The 2,305-nt window shown below is 38.6% G+C and carries 3 protein-coding genes; all 3 read right to left on the bottom strand.

All coding sequences use genetic code 11. The features are described 5' to 3' along the window. Nucleotides 1-153: 153 nt before the first annotated feature. The 3 genes from WBA23_RS22735 to WBA23_RS22725 all read right to left on the bottom strand — a co-directional run bounded on the left by WBA23_RS22735 (nucleotide 154) and on the right by WBA23_RS22725 (nucleotide 2,062). Complete coding sequence (locus WBA23_RS22735; protein ID WP_424584573.1) at nucleotides 154-495, bottom strand: hypothetical protein; 342 nt, start codon at nucleotides 493-495, stop codon at nucleotides 154-156. 22 nt (nucleotides 496-517) lie between these two features. Then, entirely contained in the window at nucleotides 518-1,519 is a 1,002-nt protein-coding gene (locus tag WBA23_RS22730; RefSeq protein WP_424584572.1) for a TolB family protein, read from the bottom strand. Between the two features lie 93 nt (nucleotides 1,520-1,612). Beyond that, complete coding sequence (locus WBA23_RS22725) at nucleotides 1,613-2,062, bottom strand: hypothetical protein (RefSeq protein WP_424584571.1); 450 nt, start codon at nucleotides 2,060-2,062, stop codon at nucleotides 1,613-1,615. Nucleotides 2,063-2,305: the final 243 nt, after the last annotated feature.

Below are 2,305 nucleotides of genomic sequence, written 5' to 3'. Positions count from 1 at the left end.
TCATTATTGTCACCCACAACAAACGAACCATGGCCAGCACCGACGTGATTAACGGAGTAACGATGGTTGAACAAGGCGTTTCGCGAGTAGTTCCGGTAGACTTACGGGAAACAGTTTCTCAATGATGACTAGCATTTAATTATTAATCATCAGTCATTTCCACAAGTATTTTCGGAAGGCAAACACTGGGCGGTACGCCAGATAATCTAGTTGCTGCTCGTGACCAAAGGCTTCTCGTTCAAAACTAATAGCTCGGTAGGCTTGCCGATGGTTTTTACCCCTTAGGCGACTGACAATATATTCACCAAAGTACAACAAGTAAAATAGAATGATAAATAACTCTAACTGCTGGCGCAGATGAATTCGCTCGTGGTTAATAAGCTGCGCATTCGTTTTATCGCTTGTCTGGGTCAGAAACACGAACGGAAAAAGCGTAATTGCCCGAGCAAATCCGAAAGTTATTATTTTGACTAACCGAGGGGCTAGAATGATCATCGGCAAATAGCAGAAATACTATTTATTCGCTTTCTATTCCAACATAGTATAAATCAAATCCACCTAAACCTCCTGGCCTATCCGACGAAAACACCATCATTGTCTGTTCTCTCGATACTCCTTCATTGATTAATATTGGTCGGTATTCATCAGACTCGGTATTAATCTTTTCACCGAAGTTGATTGGTTCACCCCACTCTCCGTTCTCTAGATTACTATAATACAGATCATACCCCCCGAATCCACCGTCTCTATTAGATGCAAAAACCATTTTGTCCTCAAAAATGAAAGGGCATTTGTCATCGGAGCTACTTGACAAAAAATGATCTGTTAGAATCTCATAGTCTACGTTTTCAGATAATAGCGATTCAGTATCCGCTCCTGGATTTACATTAACATAATAAAAATCAAATTTCTTCCCATCTCGGTCGGAGCAAAAGTAAATCTTAGATTTATCAGTATTGAAAGTAGGGTACATATCTTCAAAATCAGAATTTAAGAATGCCACCTCCTTAGGTTCTGAAAAATCTTCGTTGGTTATATTGGAAATGAAGTTTATTTGAGAGTTTCCAGTTATGTCAGATGAATACAACAATGTAAAGTTATATTCATCTGAGCTATATTCAGCTACTAAGTTTGGCCCAAATTCATTCCTATTAGTTTTTATTTTGAAAAGTCCTTTTTGAATTATATCATAATCCTCCCTCCTCGTTTCCCAATTTGCATATTCGTTGGTAACCTTTAATTCTCCTAATGTCTTATCAAAGTTTACATTCATAGGCTGATAAATAATATCATATTTACTGCCATTACTACCTCTGTTGGTAGAAAAGCAAAACGGTATCAGTTCTCCTAAACTTGGAGCGGTGGAATTGTAGTCATCAAATTCAGTATTAAAGTCCGATAAGCTAATTGGCGTTGTAGGGAGGCTGCCTGTGCTATACTTATATCCGAACATCGGTTCATTACAAGCAGTCGAGCAAATTAACAAACTTAATATCATTATTTGTGCAGTACTTTTCATACATCGCTATCTTTATACAATGTATAACCTCAGTATAAACGCGATCGCCTTTACTATTTGTATGTTCAACTTTATATAAAACCTTGAATGAGGCTACTTATCTGCTATAGTTGGAGCGAGATACGTAAGGACAGAAGAAAAATCGTAGGTGCGCTTATCTAGGTACACACCTTGGCATTGAGTTCGAAACATATCTTCGCCAATAATCTCTAAAATAGCTTTTCGTAAGCTCACCGCCCGACCAAACTCGCCCCACTGATCGGAGACACTATGGTCAGCTTTGGAAAATATGTACAGTTTAGAGCTCACATTGCTCTGGATGTAGTACGTTTGGTCTTCATCCTGGGCAATAGCAAAATACAGTTCGCGTACGCTGGATTCTGAAAATACTGTCAGATTGGCACTATAGATGAGTGTATCGCTATCCCACTCGGTTTCCCGCACTAAATTGCAGGTGCAGAAATCTTGGGCGAAGCCAGTTTGTATAGTAAATAATAGGAACAGCACTCCTATTCCTAACTTTAGATTAGTTAACTTCTTCATGGGTATGTTGTGTAAAATAGATAATCAGGCAGCAAATTTATTAGTCCACTCCCCAAATAATGCGGATGATAGACGGAAGGGTTCTGCCTTCTTTAACCTTTTGTATGTTACTGGAGTATTAGAAGTTGTTTGAATTAGTTTCTTCAAGCTACAAACATGTCTTTTGGACTACTACCGCGTTACTTTTTCGTTTCGTAGCGTTGCTACGTATCTCAAAAGTGCCTTGTATCATCGCAAAATTCA

Source organism: Tunicatimonas sp. (assembly GCF_049647865.1).
In the GTDB taxonomy this organism is placed as follows: Bacteria; Bacteroidota; Bacteroidia; order Cytophagales; family Cyclobacteriaceae; genus Tunicatimonas.
This window is presented reverse-complemented; position numbering and strand designations above follow the sequence as displayed.